Annotated in this window: 20 protein-coding genes; 13 read left to right on the top strand and 7 right to left on the bottom strand. The window is 48.1% G+C overall.

All coding sequences use genetic code 11. From position 1 onward, the window contains the following. Window positions 1–6 precede the first annotated feature (6 nt). A complete protein-coding gene (gene purU, locus ACEVG1_RS09715) occupies window positions 7–849 on the top strand; it encodes a formyltetrahydrofolate deformylase (RefSeq protein WP_374743461.1) in 843 nt (280 codons plus the stop codon). Here the strand turns inward: purU and ACEVG1_RS09710 are convergent. The 4 genes from ACEVG1_RS09710 to ACEVG1_RS09695 are packed head-to-tail and all read right to left on the bottom strand — an operon-like array spanning window position 818 to window position 3,644. Continuing rightward, window positions 818–1,171: a cupin domain-containing protein gene (locus ACEVG1_RS09710; RefSeq protein ID WP_374743460.1), complete on the bottom strand. Its 354-nt coding sequence runs from the start codon at window positions 1,169–1,171 to the stop codon at window positions 818–820. The genes purU and ACEVG1_RS09710 overlap by 32 nt on opposite strands. Before the next feature lie 16 nt (window positions 1,172–1,187). Next, on the bottom strand, window positions 1,188–2,087 hold the full coding sequence (locus ACEVG1_RS09705; RefSeq protein ID WP_374743587.1) for a class I SAM-dependent methyltransferase: 900 nt from the start codon (window positions 2,085–2,087) through the stop codon (window positions 1,188–1,190). 46 nt (window positions 2,088–2,133) lie between these two features. Further along, window positions 2,134–2,886 carry an ABC transporter ATP-binding protein gene (locus ACEVG1_RS09700; RefSeq protein WP_374743459.1) on the bottom strand — a complete coding sequence of 251 codons (753 nt, stop codon included), beginning with the start codon at window positions 2,884–2,886 and terminating at the stop codon, window positions 2,134–2,136. A gap of 23 nt (window positions 2,887–2,909) precedes the next feature. Next, window positions 2,910–3,644, bottom strand: a complete 735-nt coding sequence (locus tag ACEVG1_RS09695) for an MlaE family ABC transporter permease (RefSeq protein ID WP_374743458.1) — start codon at window positions 3,642–3,644, stop codon at window positions 2,910–2,912. A gap of 513 nt (window positions 3,645–4,157) precedes the next feature. On the opposite strand from ACEVG1_RS09695, the gene ACEVG1_RS09690 reads away from it, so the two are divergent. The 11 genes from ACEVG1_RS09690 to ispG all read left to right on the top strand — a co-directional run bounded on the left by ACEVG1_RS09690 (window position 4,158) and on the right by ispG (window position 18,489). After that, a complete protein-coding gene (locus ACEVG1_RS09690) occupies window positions 4,158–4,799 on the top strand; it encodes a hypothetical protein (RefSeq protein WP_374743457.1) in 642 nt (213 codons plus the stop codon). A gap of 253 nt (window positions 4,800–5,052) precedes the next feature. Beyond that, a complete protein-coding gene (locus ACEVG1_RS09685; protein ID WP_374743456.1) occupies window positions 5,053–6,612 on the top strand; it encodes a type I restriction-modification system subunit M in 1,560 nt (519 codons plus the stop codon). Window positions 6,613–6,615: 3 nt separating this feature from the next. Beyond that, window positions 6,616–7,662 (top strand): virulence RhuM family protein, encoded by a 1,047-nt coding sequence (locus ACEVG1_RS09680; RefSeq protein WP_374743455.1) that lies wholly within the window; start codon window positions 6,616–6,618, stop codon window positions 7,660–7,662. Then, on the top strand, window positions 7,655–8,893 hold the full coding sequence (locus ACEVG1_RS09675; protein WP_374743454.1) for a restriction endonuclease subunit S: 1,239 nt from the start codon (window positions 7,655–7,657) through the stop codon (window positions 8,891–8,893). Before ACEVG1_RS09680 ends, ACEVG1_RS09675 begins: the two co-directional genes overlap by 8 nt. Window positions 8,894–8,898: 5 nt before the next feature. Continuing rightward, the gene (gene fic / locus ACEVG1_RS09670; protein WP_374743453.1) at window positions 8,899–9,771 is read left to right on the top strand and encodes a protein adenylyltransferase Fic; all 873 of its coding nucleotides are present in this window, start codon (window positions 8,899–8,901) and stop codon (window positions 9,769–9,771) included. A 12-nt stretch (window positions 9,772–9,783) separates the two neighbouring features. Next, window positions 9,784–12,936: a type I restriction endonuclease subunit R gene (locus ACEVG1_RS09665; RefSeq protein ID WP_374743452.1), complete on the top strand. Its 3,153-nt coding sequence runs from the start codon at window positions 9,784–9,786 to the stop codon at window positions 12,934–12,936. A 583-nt stretch (window positions 12,937–13,519) separates the two neighbouring features. Then, window positions 13,520–14,239 carry an SDR family NAD(P)-dependent oxidoreductase gene (locus tag ACEVG1_RS09660; RefSeq protein ID WP_374743451.1) on the top strand — a complete coding sequence of 240 codons (720 nt, stop codon included), beginning with the start codon at window positions 13,520–13,522 and terminating at the stop codon, window positions 14,237–14,239. A gap of 12 nt (window positions 14,240–14,251) precedes the next feature. Continuing rightward, window positions 14,252–14,860 (top strand): PspC domain-containing protein, encoded by a 609-nt coding sequence (locus tag ACEVG1_RS09655; protein ID WP_374743450.1) that lies wholly within the window; start codon window positions 14,252–14,254, stop codon window positions 14,858–14,860. An 11-nt stretch (window positions 14,861–14,871) separates the two neighbouring features. Further along, window positions 14,872–15,825 (top strand): LiaI-LiaF-like domain-containing protein, encoded by a 954-nt coding sequence (locus tag ACEVG1_RS09650; RefSeq protein WP_374743449.1) that lies wholly within the window; start codon window positions 14,872–14,874, stop codon window positions 15,823–15,825. A 3-nt stretch (window positions 15,826–15,828) separates the two neighbouring features. Beyond that, window positions 15,829–16,446, top strand: a complete 618-nt coding sequence (locus tag ACEVG1_RS09645) for an RDD family protein (protein WP_374743448.1) — start codon at window positions 15,829–15,831, stop codon at window positions 16,444–16,446. A 33-nt stretch (window positions 16,447–16,479) separates the two neighbouring features. Next, entirely contained in the window at window positions 16,480–18,489 is a 2,010-nt protein-coding gene (gene ispG / locus ACEVG1_RS09640) for a (E)-4-hydroxy-3-methylbut-2-enyl-diphosphate synthase (RefSeq protein ID WP_374743447.1), read from the top strand. 28 nt (window positions 18,490–18,517) lie between these two features. On the opposite strand, the gene ACEVG1_RS09635 is transcribed toward ispG, so the two are convergent. The 3 genes from ACEVG1_RS09635 to ACEVG1_RS09625 all read right to left on the bottom strand — a co-directional run bounded on the left by ACEVG1_RS09635 (window position 18,518) and on the right by ACEVG1_RS09625 (window position 21,697). After that, entirely contained in the window at window positions 18,518–19,018 is a 501-nt protein-coding gene (locus tag ACEVG1_RS09635) for a T9SS type A sorting domain-containing protein (RefSeq protein ID WP_374743446.1), read from the bottom strand. Between the two features lie 190 nt (window positions 19,019–19,208). Further along, a complete protein-coding gene (locus tag ACEVG1_RS09630; RefSeq protein WP_374743445.1) occupies window positions 19,209–20,915 on the bottom strand; it encodes an amino acid permease in 1,707 nt (568 codons plus the stop codon). Between the two features lie 107 nt (window positions 20,916–21,022). After that, entirely contained in the window at window positions 21,023–21,697 is a 675-nt protein-coding gene (locus tag ACEVG1_RS09625) for a hypothetical protein (RefSeq protein WP_374743444.1), read from the bottom strand. A 124-nt stretch (window positions 21,698–21,821) separates the two neighbouring features. Between ACEVG1_RS09625 and tyrS the strand changes: the two genes are divergently transcribed. After that, the gene (tyrS, locus tag ACEVG1_RS09620; protein WP_374743443.1) at window positions 21,822–23,105 is read left to right on the top strand and encodes a tyrosine--tRNA ligase; all 1,284 of its coding nucleotides are present in this window, start codon (window positions 21,822–21,824) and stop codon (window positions 23,103–23,105) included. Window positions 23,106–23,173: the final 68 nt, after the last annotated feature.

The raw sequence follows: 23,173 nt of genomic DNA, 5'->3' as shown, positions 1-23,173 counted from the left end.
CAGATCATGATAAACCAGACCCTCATCCTTATCCAATGCCACGATGCCGTGGGATTGGTTGGTCGGATAGCCAATACGGTAGCCCGTCATACGCTTAACATCGTTACCATGCGCGAATATGTAGATGAAGCAGCGGAACGCTTCTACGTTCGCATTGTATGCGCCGGCAAAGCGGAAAATAACGAACGGCTTACCAACGACCTCATTGAAGCATTGCCTGCGGGCGCAACGGTAACCGTGAACCCACCGCAGCAGAAACGGCTGGCGATACTGGTCACCAAAGAACACCACTGCCTCGGCGATATCATTGTACGCTATTTCTTCAATACGCTAGGCGCCGACGTCTGCTGCGTGGTAGGCAACTACGACGAGCTGAGTGCCTTCACCCAACGGTTCAATATCCCGTTTTACCACGTAACCCATGAAGGGAAATCCAAAGCAGAATTTGAGTCGGAAATCGCGCATCTATTGGATTCTCATAAGCCGGATTACCTGGTACTTGCCAAGTTCATGCGGATACTCTCGGCCGATTTCGTGGACAGCTATGCTGGTAGGATCATTAATATCCACCACTCCTTCCTCCCCGCCTTCATCGGCGCCAGTCCGTATAAACAGGCGCACGATCGGGGAGTTAAACTAATCGGGGCAACGGCCCATTTCGTAACCAGCGACCTGGACCAGGGACCGATCATTGCGCAGGATATACGCGCCGTGAACCACAGCTATACCGTGAAGGACATGGTGCGTGCCGGCAAGGAAGTCGAAAAATCGGTACTGAGTAAGGCATTGCGATTGGTTATCGAAGACCGGGTGATCATTACCGGTAATAAGACGGTGGTATTTGAGTAACGAAATCTTCCCTTAGGGGATTGAAAGAGTCAATGAGTATGCCCGCTTCCATGCATCGGCAGCCATGGATGCTATTCGGCGGAATGATGCACGTATCGCCCCGCTCCATCATAAACGTGCTTTCGCCGATGGTATATTCAAACATGCCCGATTCGACATAACTGATCTGGGTGTGGGGGTGTTGATGAGCAGCGCCTACACTTCCTGCCTCAAACCGAACCTTCACCACCATCAAATCGTCGTTGTACGACATGATTTTGCGGCTAACCCCGTTACCCAGGTCTTCCCACTCGTGCTTCTTGTCACTGTTAAACAGTACCATAAACGACCTGAAGTAATTATCCCAATTTCATGAATTTCCCGAATACCCCCAGCGGCAGCTTACTTCCTGCCGTGGCCTGTAGGTACAGCTCCCCGGTTTCGAGGTTTTGCACGTTCGGCAATGCTGCCCTGATCAGGTTTTCAACGATAACGGATGAAAATCCCAGCGAATAGGTATTCAGGATAAGAAAGTGTTCCTGCGGGTCGAGCAGCTGAACCACATCGCGCATCATCTCGGCAATATGGTCTTCCAGCTTCCATTTCTCACCCTTCGGCCCATGCCCATAAGCTGGCGGATCAAGGATGATGCCATGGTACTTGTTGCCCCGTTTCAGCTCACGCTTTACAAACTTAAGCGCGTCTTCTACCATCCAGCGTGTATCAGAAAGACCCGACAGCTCCTGGTTCTCGTTGGCCCAAGTAACCACCTGTTTGATGGAATCCACGTGGGTGGTATCCGCACCCGCAGCCCGGGCAACCAACGACGCTCCACCGGTGTAAGCAAAAAGGTTGAGCACCTTGGGTTTCGGCGTACGGAATGATGTTATCGCTGTGGAAATGTAGTCCCAATTGACGGCCTGCTCGGGGAACACCCCCACATGCTTGAAGGACGTGAGGCCAAGGCGTAATTTGATGGCCACATCGTTATTTCGGTAGCTAATATGCCAGCGGTCGGGTAGTTTAGGATTCTTTTTGATCCAGTCGCCGCTGGTAGCCGAACGGCCCTTGAACCGAATGTCGTGCCGTTTCTGCCACTCCGCTTCCGGAAGTCCTTTGGCCCATACGGCTTGCGGTTCCGGGCGAATCAGTATACGGTCGCCGAACTGCTCCAGTTTTTCGAAATTACCGCAATCGATGAGTTCGTAGTCTTCCCAATGTCGGGGGGTAAGGAGTTGGATGCTGTTTGCTGTCAAGATAAACCTGTTTTTTGGCAAAAGTAATGATAAAATTGAACGCGTTCCATCAAAACCGTTCTTTCGCCGCTTTCATAAACGGGCTCGCAAACACAAAACTATTCAACTCTTCGACATCGGTATGGGCGATTTCTTTATTTGATCCTTCCCACCATTTTTGCCCTTTGTACAAAAAGACGATATACTCGCCGATACCCATCACCGAATTCATGTCGTGCGTAACCACCACGGTCGTACATTGATATTCTTGCGTCAGTTCGGCAATCAACTCATCAATCACGATGGATGTTTCCGGATCGAGGCCCGAATTGGGCTCATCGACGAAAAGATATTTCGGGCTCATGCTGATGGCGCGGGCAATGCCCACACGCTTTTTCATCCCGCCTGAAAGCTCGGCCGGATACAATTTGTTGCGGCCCGCAAGGTTCACACGCTCCAAGCAGAAGTTGGCCCGGTCGATTTTCTCACTCCGGCTCATATCAGTAAACATTTCCAATGGAAAGATGATGTTCTGCTCTACCGTCATCGAGTCGAACAAGGCTGAGTTTTGGAATAACATCCCAATCTCCTTGCGGATAGGTATACGGCTCTCAAAATCCATCCGTGTAAAGTCCTCTCCTTGATAGAGCACTTTGCCCTGTTCTGGCTTATGCAACCCTACCATACATTTCAGCAAGGTACTTTTCCCAGACCCAGATCCCCCGATAATCAAGCTTATTTTGCCGGCTTCAAATTTTGCATCTATGCCCTTGAGCACATCGTTACTTCCGAACGATTTATGGATGTTCTGAACTTCAATCATATAGTTAAAGCTAATAAAAACGGCTAAAGCATCAGGGCCGTGATAATATAATCTGCCACCAAAATAGCAATGCAACTGATGACTACGCCGCGCGTGCCGGCCTGTCCCACTTCTAACGCGCCTCCGCGCACGTAGAAGCCCTTGAAGGCGGAGACCGAGGTGATGATAAACCCGAAAACAAATGCTTTGACCAACGCTACGGCTACGGTATAGCCGATGAAACCGTCGGTGATGCCGTTGATATAATCGGCAGGTGTAACCGCACCGGAAATCGCTCCGCCAAAAAGCCCGCCAGTCAAGGCCAGAAAAATGGACATGATCACCAATGCCGGGATCATCGTAATGCCCGCCAGGATTTTGGGAAGAATAAGGTATCCCGGTGCATTGATACCCATGATTTCCAGCGCATCGATTTGCTCGGTTACCCGCATGGACCCGATTTGAGAAGAGATGGACGAGCCCACTTTGCCAGCCAACACCAGCGCGGTGATGGTAGGGCTTAGTTCCAAGATACTCGAATCACGGTTTATTTGTCCGATAACGGACGTTGGGATGAGATCAGAAACCAGTTGGAATGCAATCTGCATGGTCATTACGGCGCCGATAAACGTGGAAATAATGGCGATTAACCCCAACGAACCGACACCGATTTCATTCATTTCATGGATAATTTCCTTCCGATAGATTTTCCATTTTTCCGGTCGCCGGAAGACCGCTTTCAAGAGTAAAAGGTATTGTCCGAAGTAGGTGAAAAACATAAACCGTTGACTAGACTATTCAATTATAGCGTTAAAGATACAGGTTTTGCAATTACAACGAAAATCCGTGCCACATTGTTTGTTAGATGATGGCATAATCCCAAAACCAAGCGGCAGCAACCTGGCCAAACTACCGCACCCGTGGCGGAGATTGGCGTGATTTTCCGCCAATTCGCGCCAATTCACGCCAAAGTTTCACTCAACGCAACCGCAGGAGCTAATTTGCCTGTATGACCACGAGAAGAAAACGGTGGGGGCAGGATAGACAAATGCCCGAAATGCGGACAGTACCGTCCGTTGTTGTTCGTTGTTGTTCGTTATTGTCCGTTGTTGTCCGCGAATTTTTACGCACGGGCTTTTCTTATCAATTTGGTCATGGAAACAAAAAAATCAAGTTATGGTAATCAAGCAACACCCCATCCGGGCAGGCCCCGGAAACCAAAGAAAAACAAACAGCAAACAGCAAATAGCAAAACAACAAATAACAAAATAGCAAAGTAAAAAAACAAGAAAATGAAAACACCAAAGTTAATCACCAATTACGACCACCTCAGTGATGCCGACCTCGCCTCATTGGCTACGCGTACCGTAGACGCGCTCGGCACCAACGCCAATTTTCCGGACCTCAACCCGCCCATTACCGAGTATGAGCCCATAGCGCTGGATTACGTGGCCAAGCAGGCCATCACCGCCAACGGCCGTGCTAGCGGGGTACAGAAAGAAGAAAAAGATGAGGCCCGGAATGCCCTGATCGTGATGATGCGTCGGGTCGCGAGCTACATCAACAACTTCACGCAAACCAGTTCCGTGCAGCTAAGTTCCGGCTTCTATCCGGCACTACCGCCCAAGGCCGGGCAAATACCGCCGGCATCCACTTGGGCACGGTTGGCAGATTCCAACCGTCCCGGCGAACTGCGACTCCTGTTCGAAGCTGTCCGGGCAGCCTACCAATACGAAATGCAATTGGCTTCCGAGTTGGACGAGACGGGACAACCCGTTTGGCGAGACCTGGATCCGGCACCCCGAGCACTCGGCAATTTCTACGGACCAGTGGAAGATGGCGTGGTCTACTATTTCCGCGTCCGCTCGCGCAATAAAAAGGGCGTAAGTGAGTGGAGCCCGACGGCCTCCCTGCGTGCCCGCGTGACCGCGTGACGTCCAAACAGAAAAAGCGGCATAACTTGAGCGATGTGCCGCCGTGCAATGCCGCCCCCTATCGGGGCGGTATTGTTGTTTATATTTTCCTAGAACGGCAACTTTGTTCACGTGAAACATAGATTTGCGTCACTTTTATCGCTAAGGCACCTCATATTACGTTATATTTACCCAATCATTAGCCTGTAAAGATTCATAATACAATCTGATTAGAGATTGAGTTTTTTTGATGAACAAAAATTGCTTTATATAAATGACCAAAGAACAGGAACGCGACGAACTGCACCGCACGATATGGCAGATTGCCAATGACTTAAGGGGAAGTGTGGATGGATGGGATTTTAAGTCCTATGTTTTAGGGATTCTTTTTTACCGATTTATATCCGAAAACTTAGCCGCGCATATCAATAAAGGAGAAAGGCAAACGGGGAATGTCGATTTCGACTTTGCACAATTGTCCGACGAGGAGGCTGAGTTTGGGCGTAAAGAAACGGTATCCGAAAAAGGCTTCTTTATCCTTCCCTCCGAGTTGTTTACGAATGTTCGGAAGCATGCCGCCAGCAACCCAAACCTTAACGTCGATCTACACCGGATTTTCAAGGATATCGAGTCGTCTGCCAACGGAACCGATAGCGAGGACGATTTGAAAGGGCTCTTTGATGATGTCGATGTAAACAGCAACAAGCTCGGTGGAACCGTCGAACAGCGGAATACCCGTTTGGCCAAAATCCTAAATGCCATAGCCGGATTGAGGTTGGGCGATTATCAGGATAATAACATCGACGCATTTGGCGACGCATACGAATACCTGATGACCATGTATGCCGGTAATGCAGGTAAATCCGGGGGCGAATTCTTTACACCACAAGAGGTTTCCGAATTGTTGGCTGAAATCACGGTCGTCGGAAAAACGCAAGTTAACAAAGTATATGACCCCGCGTGCGGTTCCGGCTCCTTGCTGTTGAAGTTTGCCAAAGTGCTGGGCAAAGAAAATGTACGCCAGGGTTTCTATGGCCAGGAAGTGAACATCACCACGTACAACCTGTGCCGCATCAATATGTTTTTGCACGATATTAATTTCGAAAAATTCGATATCGCGCATGGCGACACGTTGATCAACCCGATGCATTGGGACGATGAGCCTTTCGACGCAATTGTATCCAATCCGCCCTATTCCATCAAATGGGAAGGCGATGCCAATCCGCTCTTGATCAATGACCCCCGGTTCTCGCCAGCCGGCGTTTTGGCACCTAAATCCAAAGCCGATTTAGCCTTTACCATGCACATGCTCTCTTGGTTGGCGACTTCAGGCACAGCCGCCATTGTTGAGTTTCCCGGTGTTTTATACCGCGGCGGGGCTGAACAGAAAATCCGGAAATACCTCATCGACAACAACTATATAGACACGGTGATCCAATTGCCCCCCGATTTATTTTTTGGCACAACCATCGCCACCTGCATCATTGTGTTGAAGAAAAGTAAAAAGGATAATGCGACGTTATTTATCGATGCTTCTGCAGAGTTTGTTCGCGGAGGTAATAAGAATAAATTATCAGACCATAACCGTAAGAAGATATTAACCACCTTTAGCAACCGTGAAGATGTAGCCCACTTTGCGCGCTTGGTACAGAACGCAGCGATTGCCGAAAACGATTACAACATTGCGGTAAGTTCTTATGTAGAACAGGAAAACACAACCGTAGCAACGGATATCGTAGCCTTAAACCAACGCATTGCCGAGATGGTAACCCGCCAACAAGAACTACGCACGGCGATAGATGCCATTGTGAATGACCTGGAAAGTAACGATTAAGGAATGAGCAAAAGAAAATCTGACAATAAAAGCATAGGTATACGTTCTTCAGCGGCCGAATATTTAACATTCATAGCGGCTACGGGCGAAAGTGACGTAAATGTGGTGTACGCGGATGAAAACATTTGGTTGTCACAAAAGATGATGGGTATACTTTATCAGGTAGAAACGCATACCATTAATTACCATCTAAAGAAAATTTTTAGCGATAATGAATTAGATGAAAATTCAGTTGTTCGAAATTTTCGAATAACTGCACAAGATGGCAAACAATATCATACACAGCATTATAATCTTTCGGTTATTATTGGCGTAGGGTATAAAGTCAATTCTGAGCGCGCCGTACTATTCCGTAAATGGGCAACGCAAATTGTACAGGAGTTTACCATCAAAGGTTTTGCGATGGACGATGAACGCTTGAAAAATGACGGTACCATTCTCGGAAAAAAATACTTTGAGGAACAGCTGCAGCGCATACGTGAAATCCGCTTAAGCGAACGGAAATTCTATCAAAAAATTACCGATATCTATAGCACAGCGATTGATTATGATGTGAAAGCCACAAGTACCCAACGGTTTTTTGCGACCGTGCAAAACAAACTGCACTGGGCCATACACGGAAATACGGCTGCGGAAGTCATTGTAAACAGAGCCGATCATCAAAAGGAAAATATGGGTCTGACCACCTGGAAGGACGCTCCGAATGGAAAAATCCAAAAATTTGATGTCAATGTGGCCAAAAACTATTTATCCGAAAAGGAAATGCAGCAATTACAGCGTTTAGTTTCTGCATATTTAGACCTTGCAGAAGATATGGCGATGCGAGAAATACCCATGACGATGGAAGATTGGGAAACCCGATTGAATAGGTTTATAGAAGCTACCGATAGAAAGGTGTTACAGGATGCCGGTAAAGTAACGGCTGAAATAGCCAAAGCGCATGCCGAAACCGAATTTGAAAAGTATCGAATTATTCAAGATCGATTGTTTGAAAGCGATTTTGATAAGGAAATAAAAAAGCTACAGCAAAAAGAGGGCGAAGATGAGTAAGATAGCGGAGTTAATAGTGCAGTATTGTCCGGAGGGGGTGGGGTATAGGGAGTTGAATGAAGTTTGTAATTTTAGAAATGGTTTTGCTTTCAAAAGCAACAAATTTAAAGAGAGTGGACATCCTATTTTAAGAATTGGAAATATTCAAAATAGAAAAATTGACACCAGTAACTTAATTTATTTCGATTTAACTGATTATTCAGAGAATTTAAAACCTTTTGAAATAGTAAATGGTGATATTTTAGTCGCAATGTCAGGAGCTACGACTGGAAAAATTGGTCGATTAAATTCTAGTGAAGTATATTATTTAAATCAACGTGTTGGAAAGTTTGAACCAGATACTAGTTTATTGCTAAATAATTTTTTGTATCACTATCTTCTTACAAAAAGTGAAGAATTATATGCGCTTGCTGGTGGTGGAGCACAACCAAATTTAAGTTCTACTTCATTGATGAAGAAAATCCAAATCCCCATCCCGGCTCTCCCAGTCCAAGAAGAAATAGTCAACATCCTGGACAAGTTTACCGCGCTGGAGGCGGAGCTGGAGGCGGAGCTGGAGGCGGAGCTGGAGGCGCGTACGCGCCAATACGAATACTATCTCAATAAACTACTTTCTTTTGAAGGAAAAGATGTGGAATGGAAAACTTTGGGAGAGATTGGCGAGTTTATAAGAGGGAGCGGTTTACAGAAGAAGGATTTTACGGATGTCGGCGTCGGCTGTATCCACTATGGCCAGATTTATACCTATTACGGCACGTCAGCCACAAAAACAATTTCGTTTGTTTCAGAAGATCTCTCTAGGAAATTAAGAAAAGTAAACAAAGGTGATATAATAATTACCAATACGAGTGAAAATATTGAAGATGTTTGTAAAGCTGTAGCTTGGTTGGGTGATAATGAAATTGTAACGGGTGGGCATGCATGCATTTTTAAACATCAGCAAAACCCAAAATTTATAGCTTATTGCACACAGATCGATAGTTTTTTCAAACAAAAGAAAAAACTTGCGAAAGGAACGAAAGTAATAGATGTTTCAGCAAAAGATTTAGCAAAAATAAAAATCCCCATCCCCCCTCTCCAAGAACAAGAGCGCATTGTCACCATTTTAGATAAATTTGATGCCATGGTCAACGATATTTCCGTGGGTTTGCCGGCGGAGATAACAGCCCGTAGAGAGCAGTACGAATATTATCGTGGAAAACTGTTGACGTTTGATCGGGTTAATACTTAATTGCTATGAGTAAGGTTTCCATTCGTTTTTTCGATGATCGTGAAGTTCGCGCGGTATGGGACGACGCAAACAACAAATGGTGGTTTTCTGTCTTGGATATCGTTGCCGTACTCACCGATCAAGACGATTACACCAAAACACGGAACTATTGGAAGTACCTTAAAGCCAAGCTAAAGAAAGAGAATAATCAGTTGGTTAGTACTACTACCCAACTGAAATTGGTCGCTGCAGATGGTAAAAAATACAAGTCCGATATGCTTGATTACGACGGTATTATTGCATTAGGTAAAACTTTTCCAGGCACCAAAGCAAACCGATTTATCGAATGGTTTACCTATAGCGACGAAACGATCGACGGCAAAAGTAAAAATAAAGCGTATGCGTTGTTTGATAGCTCACTTATCGATAATATAAAAGTCGGCACCATAAAAGGATTACAGCAAATACATGGGTACCTGTTTGGCGGACTCTACGATTTTGCGGGTCAAATACGGACAAAGAATATTGCAAAAGGTGGTTTTCAGTTCGCTATGGTAGCGTTTCTTCCAAATACGTTAAAAGAAATTGAGGCAATGGTTGAAGGTACCTTGGAAGAAATTATCGATAAATATGTAGAAATGAATATTGCCCATCCGTTTATGGAAGGCAACGGGCGAAGTGCGCGAATCTGGTTGGACTTGATACTAAAGAAACAACTCAAGCAATGTGTGGATTGGAGTAAAATTGCAAAAAAAGACTACCATATCGCCATGGTGAAGAGTGTGACGGACAGTAGCCGGATTAAAGAATTAATACAACATGCGTTGACCGATGATATTCATAGTCGGGAAATGTTTATGAAAGGAATTGATTATTCGTATTATTACGAGGAAAATTAACCAAGTGTACCGATGATCAACTATAATCTTATTGCCGAGAACCCAGAATCTACCGTGGTATCCGAATACACCACGGAATACCAACGGGAGGTCAGGTACCAATCGGAAGCCGAATTGGAGAAGGCCTTTATTCAACTTCTCGAGACGCAGGCATATAGCTTTTTGCCTATCAAGACCAACGATCAGCTGGTTGAAAACCTGCGGGCTCAATTAGAAAAGCTGAATAACTACCGGTTTACCGACAAGGAATGGAAAACCTTTTTTGAGGGGAAACTATCCAACCCGAATAGCAATATCGAAGATAAGACAAAGCTCATCCAGGAAGATTACATCCAAGCCCTGCACTGCGAGGACGGCTCGCTACGCAATATTTACCTGATCGATAAAACCAATATACACAACAACGACCTGCAGGTCATCAATCAATACGAGACCGCAACGGGCAAGCGCGCCAACCGTTATGACGTAACCATATTGGTCAATGGACTGCCTTTGGTTCATGTGGAACTGAAGAAACGTGGGGTCAGCCTCCAGGAGGCGTTTAACCAGATCGACCGTTACGAACGGGAATCGTTCTGGGCGGATACCGGCCTGTTTCAGTTTGTACAATTGTTTGTCATTTCCAATGGTACGTTAACCAAGTATTACAGCAATACCACCCGCTATACGCACCTGAAAGAACAAGGAACACAACAACGCGCCAGCAAGAAATCAAAGACCAGCAACAGCTACGAATTTACGTCGTGGTGGGCAGATGGAAGCAACAAGCCGATATGGGATCTGATGGATTTCGGTAAGACATTTTTTGCGAAACACTCCATTTTAAATATCGTCACCAAGTATTGCGTATTTACGTCAGATAAGTTGCTATTGGTCATGCGCCCCTACCAAATCGTGGCAACAGAGCGGATTTTGCAAAAAATCAATGTGTCGAACTACTACAAGAAGTACGGCACGATAAGCGCCGGCGGCTTCGTGTGGCATACCACCGGTAGTGGTAAAACATTAACCTCCTTTAAGACCGCCCAGCTTGCCAGCAAGCTGCCTTATATCCATAAGGTGATATTTGTGGTAGACCGAAAAGATTTGGACTACCAGACCATGAAAGAGTACGACAAGTTTGAAAAAGGAGCGGCGAACAGTAATACCAATACGGCGGTACTAAAGAAACAATTGGATGACCCTAATGCCAATATCATCATCACCACCATACAGAAGTTATCCATTCTGATAAAGAAGCGGAAAACCCATTCGGCCTACGGCAAACCAATCGTTTTTATTTTTGACGAGTGCCACCGTTCCCAGTTCGGCGATATGCACGAGGCCATCACCAAAACCTTCAAAAAATATTTTCTTTTTGGCTTTACCGGTACGCCGATTTTTGCGAGGAACGCGAGCAGCGGTGGGAAAGCGCATTTGAAAACAACCGTGCAGGCATTTGGGTGCTATGTACATGGAGACCCGGTAGACTGTCCGGAAGCCAATCACCAGTCCGCCATTCATACCTACACCGTTGTCGATGCCATAGCGGACAAGAACGTATTGCCTTTCCGGGTGGATTATATACGCACGATCAAAGAAAAGGACAACATCATCGATCAAAAGGTGCGTGATATTGATCGGGAGAAGATTTTGCTGGCTCCGAAATACATTGAAAATAACGTGTCGTATATCTTATCGCATTTCGATCAAAAAACCATGCGGAATTCAAAGCCGTACTACATGACGGCTTTAGCCAATGTGCATGAGGTCGCCTCGGCCCGCGACCGCCATAAGATTGAAGAGATAAAGGAGAAAATCAGGCTTAGCGGCTTCAATTCCATTTTTGCTATATCATCGATTGACGCCGCCAAATTATACTACGATGAATTCAAACGGCAGCAAGAGGAAATACCTGAACTTCGAAAACTGAAAATAGCCACTATTTTCAGCTTTGGTCAAAATGATCCGGAAGAAGACGGCGTAACGGATGAAAACTCCGAATCGACGGAGGGGTTGAGTGCCAGTCACCGGGACTTTCTGGACCGGGCAATCCAAGATTATAATTCGACATTCAAAACCAATTACGACACCTCATCGGATAAGTTCCAGAATTATTACAAAGATGTATCGCTCCGCATGAAGAATCGGGAAATCGATTTGCTCATCGTTGTCAATATGTTTTTGACCGGATTTGATGCCACGACGTTGAACACCCTATGGGTAGACAAGAACCTACGCATGCATGGCTTATTGCAGGCATTCTCCCGAACCAACCGCATCTTAAATTCGATAAAAACATACGGAAACATCGTATGCTTCCGCAATTTGGAAGATGCAACGAATGAGACCTTAGCGCTTTTTGGGAATAAAGAGGCTGGTGGTATCGTGCTGCTGAAAACGTTTGATGAATATTATTACGGTTACCACGACGGCAAGAAAGCCGTTATTGGTTATGTCGATTTGGTTCAGGAACTGCAAAATAAATTCCCCATAGGTGTCAGCATCATCAGTGAGGAAGCCAAAAAGGAGTTTATCCACTTGTACGGTTCGATATTGAAACTGCTCAACATATTGCGATCGTTCGATGAATTCGAAGGGAAGGAAATATTGAGCGACCGTGATTTCCAGGATTACCACAGCATGTATATCGAATTGTATAACGAGTTCAGAAACCGGGGCGGAGGCGATCGTGAGAATGTGGTGGATGACATCGAATTCGAGATCGAGCTGATCAAGCAGGTCGAAATCAACATCGATTACATCTTGATGCTCATCAAGAAATACAAAGACAGCCACCTACGGGACAAGGAGATGGTCGTTAGTATCCAGAAGGCCATTGATTCCAGCGTGGATTTGAGGAACAAGAAAGAACTGATCGAACGGTTTGTGGGTTTGTTGACCCCTTCGTCAGATGTGGATGCCGACTGGCATCAATATGTGAAAGAGCAGAAAGAAGCGGAACTCGACCAAATCATATCGGAAGAAAAGCTGAAGGCCGAAGAAACAAGGACTTTTATCGATCATTCCTTTCAGAATGGAGAAATTCAGTCGGCTGGGACATCCTTTGCGAAAATACTTCCACCGGTGTCGAGATTTTCGCCCACAGGAGACTTGGCTAAGAAAAAAGAAATGGTATTGGAAAAATTGAAGACTTATTTCGACAGGTATTTCAATATCAGTTAGCTGATTACGATGACGTAAAACACGGACAACTTACGTGGGGACGATATCATCTGATGCCAAAACTAGACCATCCCACGCCGACACGGGGTTGTCTCTCCTTACCACAACACCGCCTTAAGCCCAGACAACACGCGGTGGATTCAACTCAACATCATATCGACTTGAACAAACACGAGGTTGAGCAGACACCACACTGTTCCGAATCGATCCGGTCCTGCCTTGCCTCATCCTAGGCCTGTGATGGGGCAACACGAAGTCGTGCCGACTGGAGACAGCATCACGCGGATAAGAGACGATATCGTCTCGGCTTGACCTAGCATCGTATCTACTTGAGACAGCATCATGCCGATAAGAGACGATATCTTCTCGACTTGACCGGGTATCGTGTTGGCTTCACACAGGCCTGTGCCGCGTGGAGACGAAGCTATCTTCACACACCACGCTATCGTGTTAACCCGTGACAGGCTTGTGTCCGCACATCAGAACCCTGTGTGGGCATAACACAACCTTATGTGCGGTTGTACCAATACTCAGACAAAAGGCCTAAATTTGAAAAACAACTAGGAGAACACAAAAGACACATATGCTACATTTAAAACAGCGGATAGCACTCATTACCGGGGCAACCAAAGGGATGGGGCTGGCCATTACCAACGAACTGGCAGCCATGGGTTGCGATTTATTGCTTATTGCGAGAAACACAGACGAACTAAACACGTTGAAAACAACGCTCGAAAGCCAACATACGGGTATCTCCGTGCAATATAGGGCTTGCGATGTTGCGGATGCCGGGCAACTCGGTGAGCTAATCGGTTGGGTAAACAGCCTGGCCGCCGGACCGGATATCCTCATCAACAACGTCGGTATTTTCAGGCCCGTATCCGTACTGGATGAGACCGACGAGGATTTCCATCAGCAATTGCATGTCAACTATGTAACTCCCCATCTCCTATCGCGTGCAGTTGGCCGGCGCATGCGCGAAAACCGCCGCGGACATATCTTCAACATCAGCTCCATCGCCAGTCGCGAGCCTGTATCCGCTGCGGGCACCTACACTGTAACAAAATTTGCGGTAAGGGGTCTAACCCATGTATTGCGGGAGGAACTGAGGTCATACGATGTAAAGGTGACCGAAATCATCCCGGGGTCAACACTTACTTCCTCGTGGGAAGGCACCGAAATCCCTGTCGACCGGTTTATCCTGCCGGCAGACATCGCCGCGGCTATCGCAACTTGCCTGCGGATGAGTGACGGTGCCAACGTAGAGGAAATCAGGATAAAACCCAGATACGGTAACATTTAAAATGGATAACCCATGGAAAAGAAACTTCAACGCATACCCCATGAGGGTGCCGTAGCAGGTATCTGTGCCGGCCTCGGGGCATATTTCGGCATAGATAAAACTTGGGTACGGATCGCTTTTATTATCAGCGTCTTTTTTTCGGGCTACATGGGCATCGGGCTACTGGGGCCCATTGTCTACATCGTACTTTGGATTGTACTACCCGTTAAATCGTTTGTCATACCAAGCGACCCGTTCAATGTAGACTACCGTACCCAACCGGACCAGCCGACCGAAGGGCGTTATGCCGCCCATGCCTGGCATCAGCGCAGGGACTTCAACATCCCCCCAAAAAAAGCAAGCAAAGACCGATACGTGGCCGGATTGATCTTGGTGGCCCTAGGCGTCTTCTTTCTGTTGCACCAGCTGGATATTTTTTACTGGCGCGACTTCGCCCGGTTCTGGCCGGTGTTGATCATCATACTCGGTCTGGCTACCATCCTGGGTGCATTCAAGCCGCGGAAGCCGAAGCCATTTTCGGTTAATGAGCCGGATGAACAAGCCGCCGAGGCACAGGTACGTGAGGACAAACCGGAAGATCCCGCCGACAATACCGGCTCCGACCATGGTTACACCAAATAACTGAACGTGTTATGAATAAAGAAAAATTAAGCTGGGGACTCATCCTACTGTTCGTGGGTGGCGTCTTATTATTGGATAACCTCAACGTTATCGATTTTTACTGGCGATCGGTATTTAGCATGTGGCCCGTCATCCTCATCATCATCGGCGTGAACCTGTTGGTGCCCAAACGCGGCATAGGCAACGTCATATCGATTGTCGTCACCGTCGCGGCGTTGGCGTTCCTTGCCTTTCGAGGCACATTCCCGCCCAACGACCACTGGTGGAGATTCGACAATAAGGGCTGGAAAGCGGAAAGACGGATATCGTCTCACGGCAGCACGAACCGTGAAAAATCGAGCGGCGTCTTCACACATGCCTATGACCCCACCATTACAACGGCACATCTCCACATAAAAGGTGGTGCTGTAGAATATGAAATTGAAGGGCCGACGGATGATCTTTTCCATGCCGAAGCAACCAGTTCCATTGGAGCACACCAATTGGAAACAACCACCAATGGCTCCAATGCCAACTTAACATTCAGCATGCGGGACACCGAAAAAGGCAACTGGAACATGCATGGTGATGAAAACCGTGCGGAAATGCGCTTGAACCGCAACCCCATCTGGCATATTTCCCTCAACATGGGTGCCGGTACAGCGGAGTTCGACCTCACCCCGTACAAGATAGCCAGCCTCAATTTCAATGGTGGCGCGGCATCATTCGAAGCGAAAATGGGCATGCCGCTTGACGAAACCACAATAACGGCCGAGTCGGGCGTAGCCAGCGTGGAGATCGAGATACCGCGGGCGGCGGCTTGCAAAATCGTCGTCAAATCAGGGCTGTCTTCCAGGGATTTCCCCGGCTTCACCAAGCAAGAAGATGGCTCCTATACGACCGACGGCTATGACGGGGTAAGCAACCGGTTTCTCGTTAACCTAAAAGGTGGATTGAGTTCATTTACGGTGAAACGTTATGACTAGGTAATGCGCACGCTGCCCGACCGGTTCGATGTTGTTATCCGGGGAAAGCCCGAAGGGCCGTTTTCCCTGGATGAATTGCGCGGCATGAACCTCGGCCCAACAGATTTCGTCAAACCATCGGGCTATCCGGAGTTTAAGGAGGTACGGGAAATCGCCGAATTAAGTAGCTTATTGAATATCGTCTATCAAACCACGCGCCCGCAATATTTTGCCACATTGGATGTACGCTTGCTGGCGACGGCAATAGACTATTTCATCGCTGGCTGCGTATATGCGGCATTAGCCGCCATCTACCTCGCGGGCACGGCAAATGCGAAAGAAAGCATCCCGGCCTTACTCATCGGACTGACAGTCGTTCCCTTAACAAAATTCATCTTATCCGTGGCCACGGAAGGGTCTAAAAAACAAGCCTCGATCGGCAAGATGCTGATCGGTGTAAAAGTTACCGACGAACAGGGCAGGCCTATTGGCTATGGAAAGGCGTTGGGCCGCAACTTGGCCAAGTTAGTGGGGGTTGCTACGTTAGGTATCGGGTTTTTCTCCGGATTCTTTGACCGGCGCCAGCAATGCCTGCACGATAAAATCGTCGGAACATTGGTGATCAAAGATCGGCTGATTTAATATATCATCCATTATCCCTAACTTTGCAGGGATATGGATACTAAAATCGGAATCACGCTGCCGGGAGGTTATTGCAATTCATTGACGGAGTATTCCCGGTGGCATACCCGCGAAGTGCCCATAGGCCATATACCGATGGGTGGCAGTAATCCCATCCGCATCCAAAGCATGACCACCGTAGATACCATGGATACCATCGGATCGGTGGAACAGACCATCCGAATGGTTGATGCAGGCTGCGAATACGTACGCATTACCGCCCCCAGTATCAAGGAAGCGAATAACCTGGCCGAAATAAAGAAGGGGCTACGTAAACGCGGCTATGATGTACCCCTCGTAGCCGATATCCACTTCACCCCGAATGCGGCCGAAGTGGCTGCACGGATTGTTGAAAAAGTGCGTATCAATCCCGGAAACTATGCCGATAAGAAAAAGTTCGACCAGTTGAATTATACGGCATCGGCTTACCAGTCGGAGTTGGAACGCATCTATGCGAAGTTTGCTCCGCTGGTGAAGATATGTAAGGAATACGGTACAGCAATGCGCATCGGCACCAACCATGGCTCGCTTTCTGACCGTATTATGAGCCATTACGGCGATACACCGGAAGGGATGGTCGAGTCGGCGATGGAATTCATCCGTATCTGCGAGGACCTCAACTACCACAGCATCGTAGTTTCGATGAAATCCAGCAATCCGCAAGTGATGGTACGCGCCTATCGGCTGCTGGTGGAAACGATGGTGGCCGAAGGGATGAACTACCCGCTGCACCTAGGTGTAACCGAGGCGGGCGACGGCGAAGATGGCCGCATCAAGTCGGCGGTAGGAATAGGCACACTGCTGGAAGATGGGCTGGGCGATACGGTGCGTGTTTCCCTGACGGAAGAACCGGAATTGGAAGCCCCGGTAGCCATGGCCCTCGTAAACAGGTATAACGCACGCCAGGAATTGAGCGCGCGTGAAACCATCAGCTTACCAAGCAAACCGACATTAGCGACCACCAAACCGACTGCCTATCATGCCGGTGAAGTGAATGTATTCATCGGGGGCGCACAGGTACCCCGGGTAGTCGTTGATATTTCGAAAAAGAACCTCAAAGATCCCCATACCCTTACTGACGTGGGGTATAGATATGACTTGTGGCTTGATAAATACCACATGGGTGAGCAATCGGTGGATTTTGTATATCTCGGCGACACGCTCCCCTCGTTTGCAATGCCGGGCAATCTGAAGCAACTGTACAACTACACTACCTGGCTGGGCATCCAAAACAGGAGCAATATACACCCGCTTTTCACGCTTGGCCAATTCGTGGAAGCGACCGAGCGCGACCCTCAACTAAACCTGGTACGGATACGAAATGCCGATCTTTGCACGCCGGCCTTCGAAGCGATGCCCTTGGATAAAACCGTTGTTTTCGTGGTGGAAACCGACGAACCGCATGGCATGGCAGACCAGCGGCAATTTTTTGGTACGCTCTCCGACTTGGAGCTCGACAATCCGGTCATTATCCGGCGGCACTACCCTGCTGCGGAATTTGCTGGCCCGGCAGGCAACCTCATGGATCCGGAAGAACCCCTGTCGAAATTGCAACTGTACGCCGCTACCGATATGGGTGGGTTGTTGGTGGATGGGATGGGTAGCGGGATATGGATAGATTCGCCGGCCACTCCGACCGATAAATTGGTGTCGGCTTCCTTTGCCATCCTCCAAGCAACCCGCTCGCGCATTTCCAAAACGGAATATATCTCGTGTCCCAGTTGCGGACGCACGTTATTCGATCTGCAGGAAACCACCCAAATGATACGGGGGAGGACCAACCATCTCAAAGGCCTTAAAATCGGAATCATGGGTTGCATCGTAAACGGGCCTGGCGAAATGGCGGATGCCGACTACGGGTATGTGGGCGCAGGCCCGGGCAAAATTACCTTATACCGCGGCAAGGAAGTGGTTAAGCGAAACGTCAGCACGGTCGATGCATTAGATAAATTGATTGAAATCATCAAGGAAGACGGTCGGTGGATCGATCCGGAATCCGAATAGATAAGCGCAACAGTAAGATAGCTAACGGCTAAAGTACCGAAATACGTTTCACCACCGTTTCCGTATCCGCAGATACGCGGATAAAGTAAAACCCGTTTGTGAGTTTATTGTTGGTTTCAAAGACATGGCTTTGGGGCCCCGCGTCCAACTCTTGATTAAGCAGGGTCATCACTTCGTTCCCCAACGCGTCCATCACCTTGATGGAAACCGAACTTTGTTTGTCCAACCGATAGGAAAGGCTGATTTGGTCGACAATCGGATTCGGGAAAACCTTTACACTGCTCAACAGCTTATCATTGGGAACGTTGTTTGCCTTGAATGGGAAAAAGCCTTTGAAAGAGGAAAAGAAGGAACGCTGGGTGCGTTTTTCGGTGGATGAAACCGCCAATTCGACCACTTTCTCGTCGGCGCTCTTCACCACACGGGTTGTATCTGCAGCAGACGCGTGCGCATGTGCGCCAGCCCCCCCCACGAAAATCATCGTGCTCACTGTCAGTACTATAGTAATGTGGTGTAAAAGCTTCCTCATAGGATCAAATCTATTCGATTTAAGGTATCACGACTTGGCCAATTTAAGTTTTATAAATCACAATCCATGCCCTTTTCTCACACAAAGATAGGACATCGTGCCCAATGCACCTAAGCAAATGTATGATTTTTTCATTAATTTAACAATTTTTAACAACGTATTGCGTTACCTCCTCCGTGGCATGCAATCGCTACGCGCCATCTGCCGGATTGACGGCTGCTGGAGTATTGAGTTTGGAATGCCGATAGCCATATCCGAAATAGACCACCAACCCAATGGCCAGCCACACCAGGAAGATAAACCAATTGCTTGCCCCAAGCTGCGACATCAAGTACAGGTTTACCAAGATACCGGCAACGGGCAACAAGGAAAACCGATGGCGATACCCCATGACGCATAGGATAACCCATACCAACCAAAAGATGATAATGAGCAGTTTATGTTCAATAATATCAGCGATCGGCATATTGTGCCATTCGGTTAGGGTGTCTTGCCCGAAACGGTAAACACCGTAGATAGCAACCAACAATCCGATGGTAATCAGATAGCGCCCATTTATATAAGGCACCTTGAATTTCGATTGCTTGGAAATGCCCGAGTAATCCATATACAGCACGCCGCAACACACCAGTATAAACGCGAAAAAGGTACCTACACTGGTCAGGTCCACAAAGAAATCCATTTTGAAAAATAACGCGGGCACCGCGACCATAAATCCGGTGACGATGGTTGCAAACGAGGGCGTTTTATACTTGGGATGGATGGTTGCAAACCGCTTCCAAAGCAAACCATCCCTACTCATGGTCATCCATATACGCGGTTGGGCGAGTTGGAAAACCAGTAACGCGCTGGTGATGGCTACAACCGACGTTACCGATACGATACCCGCCATATAATCTACCCCTACATACTCGAAAACGAAAGACAGCGGATCTTTGACGTTCAGTTCGGTATAGTTGACCATCCCGGTTAACACCAGCGTTATCAGAATGTAAAGGACCGCACATACCAGCAGGCATAAAATCATGGCCCTGGGCAGGTCACGCTGCGGGTTCCGGCATTCTTCGGCGGTTGTTGATATGGAATCGAAGCCGATAAAAGCAAAAAACACGGCCGCCACACCGCTGAGCACCCCTTCCACACCATTCGGGGCGAACGGCACCCAGTTTTCGGGTTTCACAAAGAAAGCTCCCCCGAAAATAACGAACAGGATAACGCCGATCTTGATGGCCACCATGACATTGCTGGCTGTCCTCGACTCCTTGATGCCGATATAAACCAACCAGGTAACCAAGAACGTTATCAGCCCGGCAGGCAGGTCAAAAATGATGGGAATATCGCCCAAACGCGGTGCCTGTTCGTAAGCCATCGCCGCCGTCCGGTCCGCCGCCGACAGCGCCTCCAGCCCTTGTTCCTGCAACCGTACGAACGCTTCCGACGCGTAAGCCGGGGCCATGGTCATCCAGCCGGGCAGATGGATACCGAACCCACCCAGCATACTGACGAAATACTGTGACCAGGAAATGGCCACCACCATATTGGAAACCGCGTACTCGAGGATAAGCGCCCAGCCGATGATCCAGGCGAACAATTCGCCAAAAGCCACGTAAGCATACGTATAAGCGCTTCCGGAAACAGGCACCGTACTGGCAAATTGGGCATATGAAAGGGCGGTAAATACACAGGCGATGGCCACGAAAACAAACAATAACGACACCGCAGGGCCGCCGTTGAAGCTGGCCAAACCGATGGTGCTGAATATGCCGGCCCCCACGATGGCTGCCACGCCGAGCGAAACCAAGTCACGCACACCCAGTACCTTCGCAAGACCGCCCGTCTTGGCCGATGCAGTTATGATCTGTTCTACGGTTTTTTTGCGAAAAAGTCTGTTTGCCATACCGCCAATTATTGGGTTAGATTGACTACCAACCGTTCAAACATAAAAAAAATATTTTACCGGAGCCACGACGGTGCTATTATTTTATAGGTAATCCGGATCGTATTTCAGGAGAGATGTGCTTCGAGGTCATCAAAAATAGACCGGAAGGCGCCATCCAATTCAGTCGCGTATGCCGCAAGTGCCGCTGTCATCAACGCTTGTTGGTCCGCACGCAGTTGCACATCCCAGATCCGGCGGCAGATGTTGATAATCGCGTAGGTTAGCTGATCAAAATGCCGATAGCTACCGATATACTGCGCACGCATGAAACTATTGAAATACGTAGAGAAAAATGTCGTATCCTGCACGCCGCACAACGTCAGGAACCGTGCCACCATATCGCGATCGGCCGCCGCCAAGCACTCGTAAAAATCCGACTCATGCACCGCTTGGTGGCGGAGGAGTAGGTGGTCAAGCAACAGTTCCAATGCGATATGCGACAGGAACGAAGGCCTCACCGGCGTTTCGGCAACGGCAGGTGCCAACAACCCTTTCAATTCATGCGTGTGGGTGTAAAAAAACGGCGCATTGTGGAAATAACGGTCGGCTTCCACATGGCGGCCCCATCCGCGGTAAATATCGCCAAGCTTCGGGTTGCCATCAAAACGCCGCTCGTACTTATGTGGCAATACGTTGATGTCCTTATCTGCATTCTTGACCAGATCGGGTAGTACGCATCCCATCACCAACTCGGGATTGCGGCTGTAGCGTTCGAAATAATAATGTGAGAGGAAATTCATGCGGCTCACTTTATGCTCATTCAACACTTATTGCGCCAAGGTAACGAATTTCACTGATAATTTACGGTGCATTCTGCTATCTTTGCCCCCAGATTGATCACAGCATTGAATACTTGGAATAGCAATGGGGTTTGTTGAAGAATTACGCTGGCGCGGTATGCTGCACGATATCATACCCGGCACCGAGGAACAATTACTCAAGGAAAAAACGGCAGGATATATTGGTTTCGACCCTACCGGTGATTCGCTGCACGTGGGTCACTTGACCCAACTGATGACGCTTATCCACTTCCAGCAAGCGGGCCACCGCCCCGTGGCGTTGGTGGGCGGTGCAACAGGCATGGTAGGCGACCCTTCCGGCAAATCAGCCGAGCGCAACCTGTTGGATGAAGACACACTGGCACATAACGTGTCTTGCCTGAAAAAGCAGTTGGCCAAGTTCTTGGATTTCTCTGTCGGAGAACAGGGCGCTATCATGGTCAATAATTACGACTGGTTTAAGGAGTTCCGCTTTCTGGATTTTATCCGCGACGTTGGCAAACACGTCACGGTAAATTACATGATGGCCAAAGATTCGGTCAAGAAAAGGCTCGAAGGAGAAAACGGCCTGTCGTTCACCGAGTTTTCGTACCAGTTGATACAGGGCTATGATTTCTTCTACCTGTGGAAGAACCATGGTTGTGCCCTCCAGATGGGGGGATCTGACCAGTGGGGTAATATCGTTACCGGAACGGAACTCATCCGCCGTAAGGAAAGTGGCACCGCCTTCGGACTCACCACCCAGCTGATCAAAAAAGCAGACGGCAACAAGTTTGGAAAAACGGAAAGCGGTGCGGTATGGTTGGATGCCGAGAAGACTTCGCCTTACCGGTATTACCAGTTTTGGCTCAATGCAAGCGACGAAGACGCTAAAAATTGGATCAAGATATTCACCTTAAAGCCCAAAGAAGAGATAGATGCACTGATAGCTGAGCACGATACCGCCCCCCACCTCCGGGTGGTTCAAAAAGCCCTGGCCAAGGACATCACCATCCGTACACACTCGGAAGCGGATTATGAAACAGCGGTGAAAACCTCTGAATTTCTGTTTGGCAATGGCTCGCTCGAGTTTCTGGGCGGCTTGGCCCATACCACGGTGCTTGATGTATTTGATGGTGTGCCCCAGTTCCACCTATCGCGGAGCTCACTGGAAGCAGGCGTACCGATATTGGATTTACTATCGGTTGATAGCGCGGTTTTCCCGTCAAAGGGAGAGGGACGCAAAATGATACAGGGTGGCGGGGTCTCCATCAATAAGATCAAGATCAACGATGCCACGCAGCTTTTTGGAGTAGGCGATCTCGTAAACGATAGGTACCTGATTGTGCAGCGCGGCAAGAAGAACTATTTTTTGCTGATTGCGGAGTAAATGATTGCGGAATAAAAAAACCGTCTCGCTTGGGGCGAGACGGCATCCGCCTTTCGACGGATTTCAAT

It is taken from the genome of Parapedobacter sp. 2B3 (genome assembly GCF_041925275.1).
Lineage (GTDB): Bacteria > Bacteroidota > Bacteroidia > Sphingobacteriales > Sphingobacteriaceae > Parapedobacter > Parapedobacter pyrenivorans_A.
Note: the sequence above shows the minus strand (reverse complement) of the source record. Positions and strands in the feature narration are given on the sequence as shown.

What these genes read in the sequence shown, in the direction of transcription:
- tyrS (WP_374743443.1), top strand. Translation starts at nt 21,822, where the DNA reads ATGGGGTTTGTTGAAGAATTACGCTGGCGCGGTATGCTGCACGATATC.
- ACEVG1_RS09700 (WP_374743459.1), bottom strand. Translation starts at nt 2,886, where the DNA reads ATGATTGAAGTTCAGAACATCCATAAATCGTTCGGAAGTAACGATGTG.
- ACEVG1_RS09660 (WP_374743451.1), top strand. Translation starts at nt 13,520, where the DNA reads ATGCTACATTTAAAACAGCGGATAGCACTCATTACCGGGGCAACCAAA.
- ACEVG1_RS09675 (WP_374743454.1), top strand. Translation starts at nt 7,655, where the DNA reads ATGAGTAAGATAGCGGAGTTAATAGTGCAGTATTGTCCGGAGGGGGTG.
- fic (WP_374743453.1), top strand. Translation starts at nt 8,899, where the DNA reads ATGAGTAAGGTTTCCATTCGTTTTTTCGATGATCGTGAAGTTCGCGCG.
- ACEVG1_RS09650 (WP_374743449.1), top strand. Translation starts at nt 14,872, where the DNA reads ATGAATAAAGAAAAATTAAGCTGGGGACTCATCCTACTGTTCGTGGGT.
- ispG (WP_374743447.1), top strand. Translation starts at nt 16,480, where the DNA reads ATGGATACTAAAATCGGAATCACGCTGCCGGGAGGTTATTGCAATTCA.
- ACEVG1_RS09685 (WP_374743456.1), top strand. Translation starts at nt 5,053, where the DNA reads ATGACCAAAGAACAGGAACGCGACGAACTGCACCGCACGATATGGCAG.
- ACEVG1_RS09665 (WP_374743452.1), top strand. Translation starts at nt 9,784, where the DNA reads ATGATCAACTATAATCTTATTGCCGAGAACCCAGAATCTACCGTGGTA.
- ACEVG1_RS09690 (WP_374743457.1), top strand. Translation starts at nt 4,158, where the DNA reads ATGAAAACACCAAAGTTAATCACCAATTACGACCACCTCAGTGATGCC.
- ACEVG1_RS09695 (WP_374743458.1), bottom strand. Translation starts at nt 3,644, where the DNA reads ATGTTTTTCACCTACTTCGGACAATACCTTTTACTCTTGAAAGCGGTC.
- ACEVG1_RS09680 (WP_374743455.1), top strand. Translation starts at nt 6,616, where the DNA reads ATGAGCAAAAGAAAATCTGACAATAAAAGCATAGGTATACGTTCTTCA.
- ACEVG1_RS09635 (WP_374743446.1), bottom strand. Translation starts at nt 19,018, where the DNA reads ATGAGGAAGCTTTTACACCACATTACTATAGTACTGACAGTGAGCACG.
- ACEVG1_RS09655 (WP_374743450.1), top strand. Translation starts at nt 14,252, where the DNA reads ATGGAAAAGAAACTTCAACGCATACCCCATGAGGGTGCCGTAGCAGGT.
- ACEVG1_RS09630 (WP_374743445.1), bottom strand. Translation starts at nt 20,915, where the DNA reads ATGGCAAACAGACTTTTTCGCAAAAAAACCGTAGAACAGATCATAACT.
- purU (WP_374743461.1), top strand. Translation starts at nt 7, where the DNA reads ATGATAAACCAGACCCTCATCCTTATCCAATGCCACGATGCCGTGGGA.
- ACEVG1_RS09645 (WP_374743448.1), top strand. Translation starts at nt 15,829, where the DNA reads ATGCGCACGCTGCCCGACCGGTTCGATGTTGTTATCCGGGGAAAGCCC.
- ACEVG1_RS09625 (WP_374743444.1), bottom strand. Translation starts at nt 21,697, where the DNA reads ATGAATTTCCTCTCACATTATTATTTCGAACGCTACAGCCGCAATCCC.
- ACEVG1_RS09710 (WP_374743460.1), bottom strand. Translation starts at nt 1,171, where the DNA reads ATGGTACTGTTTAACAGTGACAAGAAGCACGAGTGGGAAGACCTGGGT.